This is a genomic window from Streptomyces sioyaensis (assembly GCF_004122735.1).
GTDB classification, from domain to species: Bacteria; Actinomycetota; Actinomycetes; order Streptomycetales; family Streptomycetaceae; genus Streptomyces; species Streptomyces sioyaensis.
Genome location: NZ_SDIF01000207.1, coordinates 1 through 7,110 on the forward strand (window position 1 = coordinate 1; position 7,110 = coordinate 7,110).

7 protein-coding genes and 1 pseudogene are annotated in these 7,110 nt (G+C 69.0%); 6 read left to right on the top strand and 2 right to left on the bottom strand.

All coding sequences use genetic code 11. From position 1 onward, the window contains the following. From EST54_RS32625 to EST54_RS32645, 5 genes and pseudogenes are all read left to right on the top strand, one after another. A pseudogene (locus EST54_RS32625) lies at positions 1–464 on the top strand (aminofutalosine synthase MqnE); the annotation flags it as partial. 44 nt (positions 465–508) lie between these two features. Further along, positions 509–1,033 carry a GNAT family N-acetyltransferase gene (locus tag EST54_RS32630; RefSeq protein WP_129251296.1) on the top strand — a complete coding sequence of 175 codons (525 nt, stop codon included), beginning with the start codon at positions 509–511 and terminating at the stop codon, positions 1,031–1,033. 147 nt (positions 1,034–1,180) lie between these two features. Continuing rightward, entirely contained in the window at positions 1,181–1,471 is a 291-nt protein-coding gene (locus EST54_RS32635) for a DUF4229 domain-containing protein (protein ID WP_129251297.1), read from the top strand. Between the two features lie 502 nt (positions 1,472–1,973). After that, a complete protein-coding gene (locus EST54_RS32640; RefSeq protein WP_129251298.1) occupies positions 1,974–3,329 on the top strand; it encodes a dicarboxylate/amino acid:cation symporter in 1,356 nt (451 codons plus the stop codon). A gap of 361 nt (positions 3,330–3,690) precedes the next feature. Continuing rightward, complete coding sequence (locus EST54_RS32645) at positions 3,691–4,050, top strand: hypothetical protein (protein ID WP_129251299.1); 360 nt, start codon at positions 3,691–3,693, stop codon at positions 4,048–4,050. A 200-nt stretch (positions 4,051–4,250) separates the two neighbouring features. On the opposite strand, the gene EST54_RS32650 is transcribed toward EST54_RS32645, so the two are convergent. Both EST54_RS32650 and EST54_RS32655 read right to left on the bottom strand, forming a co-directional pair. Beyond that, on the bottom strand, positions 4,251–4,592 hold the full coding sequence (locus EST54_RS32650) for an SH3 domain-containing protein (protein WP_129251300.1): 342 nt from the start codon (positions 4,590–4,592) through the stop codon (positions 4,251–4,253). 160 nt (positions 4,593–4,752) lie between these two features. Then, positions 4,753–5,631, bottom strand: coding sequence for an alpha/beta fold hydrolase (locus EST54_RS32655; RefSeq protein ID WP_129251301.1), 879 nt, complete (start codon positions 5,629–5,631; stop codon positions 4,753–4,755). Positions 5,632–5,830: 199 nt separating this feature from the next. On the opposite strand from EST54_RS32655, the gene EST54_RS32660 reads away from it, so the two are divergent. Further along, the gene (locus EST54_RS32660) at positions 5,831–6,484 is read left to right on the top strand and encodes a TetR/AcrR family transcriptional regulator (protein WP_239013459.1); all 654 of its coding nucleotides are present in this window, start codon (positions 5,831–5,833) and stop codon (positions 6,482–6,484) included. Positions 6,485–7,110: the final 626 nt, after the last annotated feature.

Here is a 7,110-nt window from a genome sequence, read left to right on the forward strand (position 1 = left end):
TGCGTGAGCTCCAGGACGAGACCGGCGGCTTCCAGGTCTTCATCCCGCTGCGCTACCAGCACGACTTCGTCGACATGCAGGACGGCAAGGTCCGCAACAAGCTCCAGGCCCGCACGACGATGGCGACCGGCGCCGAGGCCCTGAAGACCTTCGCGGTCTCCCGCCTCCTCTTCGACAACGTCCCGCACATCAAGTGCTTCTGGGTCATGCACGGCCTGCAGACCACCCAGCTGGCCCTCCAGCACGGCGCCGACGACATGGACGGCTCGGTCGTCGAGTACAAGATCACGCACGACGCGGACAACTACGGCACGCCCAACAAGCTGACCCGTGACGATCTGCTCGACCTGATCCGCGACGCCGGCTTCCGCCCGGTCGAGCGCAACACCCGCTACGAGGCCATCCGCGAGTACCCGGGTCCGGACCCCGAGCGCCGTGAGTCGCCCCAGCCGATGCGCGTCTGAGCAGGCCGGGGTCGCTGTCAGTGGCGGGAGTTAGGGTCCGGGTCATGAACGTGCGTTTCGACCTGGACCCTTCCGTCACCCCCGCTCTCCGCGACGGGATATGCGCGTTGTGGAGCGACGTCTCCAACGCCGACGGCGCCGTCGGCTTCGTCCCGCCGGTGACCCAGGACGACGTCCGGCCCGAGCTGCTGAGGCATCTGACGTCGATGGCCGAGGGCCGCACGCGTCTGCTGGTGGGCCGCGATCCGGACGACCGGGTCCTGGCCGCCGCGTTCCTCACCCTCAACGACCACCGTCTGATGCGCCACTGGCTGTGGGTCTACACCGTCATGGTCCATCCGTCCGCCCAGGGCCAGGGGGTCGGCCGGGAGCTGATGGCCGCGGTCGCCGACGCCGCCCGCTCGCTCGACGGCATCTCCGGCATCCGGCTCACCTGCCGCGGCGGCACCGGCCTCAGCCGCTTCTACGCGTCCTGCGGATACAAGGAGGTCGGCCGGGTGCCCGGCGCGATCAAGGTCGCCGACGGTGACTTCCGGGACGACATCACCATGTGGCGGGAGCTGGGCTGAGGGACGGGGCCGGCGCGGGCCGGCCTGCGCGTCAGGTACGGGTCTGCGGGGACGGGCACTGCGGCGGGGGCCGCGAAGATCGCCCGAAGCGCTGTGCTTGACTGGATGCAGACCCTTTAGGTTGCCGTTGAGGAGAAGGTCCCATCCGTGAGTAGCCACAACTTCGCCACGCTCCGCTACACCGCCCTTCGCATCGGCCTCTTCGTCGCCTCGTTCGCCGTGGTGTGGGTGCTGGCCTACCTCCACGTCATTCCGCTCGCCGTCGGCGCGTCCAACACCGTCTGGATGCTGCTGCTCGCCATCGTGATCTCCGCGCCGCTCAGCTTCGTGCTGCTGCGCAAGCAGCGGGACGCGATGTCCGAGCAGATCGTGGCCAAGGTCGACCGCCAGCGCGAGCGGCTCGCGGCCCACGCCGGCCAGGAGGACGGGCTGGGCTAACGGCCTGGGGTCAACGCGTGCGGTCAAGGACTGCAGTGATGGCCTGTGGTGAAGGCCTGCGGCCAAAAGGTCTGGACCTCTATGTAAGACACCTCACAGTCGCCCGTCCGCGACCGGCGCCCGCCGTCATGGCTTGTGTTCCATGACCGGGCGCCTGTCGCGTTTTTGACGGGACGTCCGGGGCGGCGGCCTCTCGGGAAGTCAAAGATTTTCTTTGGGTTCCTCAAAGTTCAAGTGTTAATGTACGTGCCATGAAGATGGCAGCCGCGCCCCCGTCCCCCATGAGCACTCCGCTCGTGGCGCGCCTGCACGTCGATCTCTGCCGCTGTCTGTCCGCGGCCTGTTGCCGCCGCTGACCCTTCATCCAGCGGCCGGAGATCCCCCTCGCCCTCCGGGCGGGAGGCCCCCTGCTTCGAGCTCCCTCGAACCGCTCCGCGGCCGCTCGACCTCCTGGCGCTCCGCGCCGCCTTCCGACGCCTGACCTGTCCCCGGAGTGTGTCCGTTGTCCACGTCTGCCGAGACCGCCGAGTCCTCACCGGCGCCTCAGACCCCCAAGTCCTCCCGCATACCCAAGGTCCCGTTCTGGGCCCAGATCCTGGCCGGCCTCGCCCTGGGCGTGCTGCTCGGCGCGCTCGCCAAGAACGGTGACATCGGCTGGCTCACCGCCACGCTCCAGCACATCGGCGACCTCTTCGTCCAGCTGCTGAAGCTGGCCGTGGCCCCGCTGGTCTTCTTCGCGATCCTGGTGTCGATCACCAATCTGCGCCAGGTCAACAACGCCGCCCGGCTGGCCACCCGCACCCTGCTGTGGTTCATGGTCACCTCGCTGATCGCGGTCGCGATCGGCCTGGCGATCGGCCTGCTCACCCACCCCGGCGCGGGCACCGGCCTGAGCCCCAAGGACGGCAAGCTCCCCGACCACGCGGGCTCCTGGATCGACTTCCTGACCGGCATCGTCCCCACCGACATCATCACGCCGTTCACCGAGCTCAACGTCCTGCAGATCGTCTTCATGGCCGCCGTCGCCGGCATCGCCGCGCTCCAGCTCGGCGAGAAGGCCGAGCCGGTCCTCGCGATCAGCCGCTCCGTCCTCGAACTGCTCCAGAAGGCCCTGTGGTGGGTCATCCGCCTCGCCCCGCTCGGCACCGTCGGCCTCATCGGCAACGCCATCGCGACCTACGGCTGGAACCTGATCGGCAAGTACGCGACCTTCACCGTCGACATCTACGCCGGCTGCGCCCTGGTGCTGTTCGGCGTCTACCCGCTGCTGCTGTCGACCGTCGCCAAGGTCAACCCGCTGCAGTTCTTCCGCGGCGCCTGGCCGGCCATCCAGCTGGCCTTCGTCTCCCGCTCGTCGGTCGGCACCATGCCGGTCACCCAGCAGGTCACCGAGCGCCTCGGTGTGCCGCGCGAGTACGCCTCCTTCGCGGTGCCGTTCGGCTCGACGACCAAGATGGACGGCTGCGCCTCGATCTACCCGGCGATCGCCGCGATCTTCATCGCCCAGATCTTCGACGTCCACCTGGGCATCGGCGACTACCTCCTGATCGTCTTCGTCTCCGTCATCGGCTCCGCCGCCACCGCCGGTCTGACCGGCGCGACGGTCATGCTGACACTGACCCTCTCCACCCTGGGCCTGCCCCTGGAAGGCGTCGGCCTGCTGATGGCCATCGACCCGATCCTGGACATGATGCGCACGGCCACCAACGTGGCCGGCCAATCGGTCATCCCGATCCTGGTCTCCGCCAGGGAGAAGATCCTGGACCGGGACGCCTACAACGGCGTGAAGAGCATCAGCCTGGAGGCGGCCGCTGCTGAGGACGCGACGGAGCCGGTCTCCGTGCCGGCCGCCGCATAACCTGCGCCGGTCCTCTGGCTGCGCCCCGATCTCCTTGACCGGTTCGTTCAGGTGGTGCCGTGAGCCGGTGCCGGGGATCGGGGCGATGTGGTCTGCGAGGTCCAGGACCGGCGCAGGGCTGCACCTGCCCTGCGGTCCGGCGAAACGCGCGCCCTCGCCTCGGGAAACGGGGTGTGGCTGCCCACTGGGCGGCTGGCAGGCATGGAGCAGGTCGCGAGCTGTGCACCCGATTTGGCGCAATTCGGCCCATGATTACCTGGGTTCGAGCGCAACCGCCCCACTAAAATGATCACGTTGCAGGCCCGAAGGGTGCGATTCCCCTTCGGGTTGCCATATGTGCTTCATCAGCTAGGGGGAGCAAGTGAAGACTGTTCGCAGGTATGCCACGATCGCAGGCTTTGCGAGCGCAGCAGTGCTGGCGCTCGGTGTGCCGGCCCAGGCCGCGCAGGGGACCTGGAAGGTAGGCATCCCCGACTGCAAGATCTATGAGCAGGTCCAACTGCGAGACGGGCACGACCACATGCGCTGGTACACCACCGGAGGCTCCAAGTGGTGCGAGGCGTGGATCTTCGACCAGAAGGACAACTCGACAAGGGGTCGCCACGTTGTGGACACCGGCGGCTCCTACTACAGCGGCTGGTATTACGACGGCCCGGGACACATGATGCAGGTCTGCGGCCGCAACGGCGAAGGCCAGATGGAGTGCGGCCGGGTGAACTGACCTTCCGGTAACGACGCCCAGTCTCCCGGCTGTTGGCCTGTGCTGCTTTCGGCGGCCGGTCGAGGAGGCGTGACGGCGCCCCGGCCTTGTCGGCTGGGGCGCCGTCGTCGTCCGGTCAGTTGGTGCCCCGGTCCCTCACGTGCCCGGATGGCCCCGTTCCCTGGCTTGCCCGGACGTCGGAGTGGGCCGCGGGAACGAGCTCAGCGGGGCAGCAGGCAGGGGAAGGCGGTGTAGCCCGTGATTCCCTTGTAGGTCACCTTGCTCCAGGTGGCATCGTGGATGTAGCCCTTGCTCCCGCAGGCGTTGTGCTTGCTGCCGGTGTACCACTCGATCCCGCCGTACTTGTCCATCTGGGCCTTGACGTTGGCCCCCTTGGGAAGCAGGGCCAGGGCGGTGCTGTGGGTGGTGGGCTTCGCCCGCAGCCGCACCGATTCCGTCGTGTAGAAGGTGTGCGTCGCGGCGGATGCGGCGGGCGCCGAGACCATCAGAAGCGAGGAGACGGCTGCGGCGCCGATACCGGCCTTGATCAGGTGCTTGCGCAAGGTTCCCCCTTGATCGAAAACGTAAGACCAACCTAATCGAGGCCACTGACAATCCAGTTGGTGTGTGTCCGTGACTGAGGTGTCGTCAGCCGGGGCGGGCACCGGCTCCTTGGCCGCCCGCCGGTGAAGGGCCGCTGTCTGCGTCGGGACTCCTTCGCCCTCAGCCCGTCGCCGCTCCCGTATGGGCCAGGATCGCGGCGGCCAGCGGTCCTTGGACGGCGGGCGGCAGCGCGTGCCCCATCCCGGGGATCTCGACGAGCCGCGCGCCCCGCAGGCACTGGGCGAGGTGCTGGGGGTGCGGCGGAGGGAAGACCGGGTCGGCGGGTGCGCAGACCACCAGCGCGGGCACCTCGTTTGTGGCGAGCCGCTCGGTGCGGAGCATGCCGTCATGCTCCGCACGGCCGTGCGCGGTGCCCGTGCGGTGGTGCCCTGTGTGCGCGAGGACGTGGTGCTCCAGCGTGCGGAAGTACTCCGCGTCGAAGGGAAGTTGGTCACCGGCGAGTACCCGCCAGTGTTCGATCCGGCGCGCCACTTCGGCCGCCGGCTCGTGATCCTCGACGGGCCGGGACCACAGCTCCAGGACCTCGGGCGCGATGCCCGGGAGTTCCTCGGCCGGCACCGTCCGACCGTCCGGGCGGGTGTAGGGGTTGGTGCTGAGGGCGCTGGTGCTGATGAGAGTGGCGCTGAGGCATCGGTCGGGGTGGTCCGCCAGCACCATTTGGGCCAGCATGCCGCCCAATGACATGCCGACGATGTGCGCCCGGCCGATGCCCAGCCCGTCCAGGACCGCGATCACATCTGTGGCCAGATCGGCGATTCTGTAGGGCTGCTCCTCGAAGGGCCACGTGGAGCGGCCGGTGTCGCGGTGGTCGTAACGGATGACCCGGTGGTGCGTGGCCAGCGCGTCGACCAGTGGCTCCGGCCAGCCGACGCCGGTCGCCTGGGCGCCCATGACCAGCAGTAGTGGGGGCGCATCGGCGGGACCGCGCTGCTCGGTCCATAAGCGGACGCCGGGCGCGGCATCGATGAACTGCTGCATGGGGCTGTCCTCCGGATAGGTGGGTCGGGGCAACGTAACGATACGTATCGTCTCGTCATAGGCGGGAACGCGTCAAGCAGGCGGAGGCGGGAAGCGAAGATCGTAAACTTACTTTGCAGTAAAGGGGCGGGATGGAGGGGCATTCAGGGTGGGAGCTGTGAAGAGCAAGAGGGTGCCGCGTGCAGTCCGGGAGCAGCAGATGCTGGACGCCGCGGTGCTGACGTTCGCACGGCGTGGATATCGGGCGGCCTCGATGGACGAGATCGCCATACTGGCCGGGGTTTCCAAGCCGTTGGTCTATCTGTACCTGAATTCGAAGGAAGACCTGTTCAGCACGGTGATCCGGCGGGAGTCGGAGGCGCTGATGGCGGCGGTTTCGGCGGCCGTCGAGCCGGGGGAGAGCGCCGACCGGCAGCTGTGGGGCGGCCTGCGGGGGTTCTTTGCGTACACCGCCGAGCATCCTGATGGCTGGGCCGTACTCCACCAGCAGGCCAGGACGCAGGGTGAGCCGTTCGCTCACGAAGTCGCCGTGGTACGAGGGGAGATCGTCGAGTTCGTCACGGAGTTGCTGGGTGCAGCCGCAAAGGAAGCGGGCTGCGTCGGCGAGCTGGCCGAACGGGAGGTGGCCGGGCTCGCCCACGCCCTGGTCGGCGCCGCCGAGTCGCTCGCCGAGTGGGCGAATTGCCGTACGGACGAGGGTGCTCCGGGGGAGTGGGGGCGTCCGTCGGCGAGGGACGCCGCGGCGACGGTGATGAACGTCGTCTGGGCGGGCCTCGGCCGGATGATGGGCGGGGAGCGGTGGATGCCGGGCGAACTCGCCGGACATGAGAGCCGGTTCGGCGTCAGGGGGTGACGCGGCCCGGCGCGCGGCGGTCGACGGTGTGCCGCGGTCGACGGTGCGCCGCGCGCCGGGTAGTCGATTGATGTGCGGGGCCGCCTGGCGGGGGACGGTCCTCGGCGTGGGCGGCGGCCGGGTCCGCGTCACGCGCAGGGCAGGTCGTTCGTGACCTGGACCCGTGGTCCGTGGGGTGAATTCGTGAAGGTGTCGCTCGACCATTGGCCGGCTCCCGGTCCTCACATAAATTGACCTCGAAGTAGGGTTACCGTCGGGTCAGGAGCTGGGTCGCAGATGAGTGCCGCGGTTCCCCTGACGGGAGCGAGTCGTTCGCCGAGGGGCGTTGGCGCCGTGGCCTGCCCGTCTCAACGTGCCCGGTTCCGGATGGTGTTGGGGTCGATCGAGGCCGACGCCACGATGACGCCCGGTAGTTCGACGTCGCTGGGGGCGGGGCTCGGGGGCCCTCAGAAGACGGCCACGCCAGACCAGTTACCTGCCGTGGCCTGGCCCGCGTCCGTGTCTGGGGCTGTGTCCGTGCCCGTCCTGTCTCCGTGCCCGCGCCCGTGCCCGCGCCCGCGCCCGTGCCCGTAACGGTGACCGCTACGGCGCGCAGGCGTCCCGGCCTCGCCGCCCCCGCCGAGGAC

Bases quoted from the DNA above. Each gene is read 5' to 3' on its own strand.
- EST54_RS32630 (WP_129251296.1), top strand. From the start codon at position 509: ATGAACGTGCGTTTCGACCTGGACCCTTCCGTCACCCCCGCTCTCCGC.
- EST54_RS32655 (WP_129251301.1), bottom strand. From the start codon at position 5,631: ATGCAGCAGTTCATCGATGCCGCGCCCGGCGTCCGCTTATGGACCGAG.
- EST54_RS32660 (WP_239013459.1), top strand. From the start codon at position 5,831: ATGCTGGACGCCGCGGTGCTGACGTTCGCACGGCGTGGATATCGGGCG.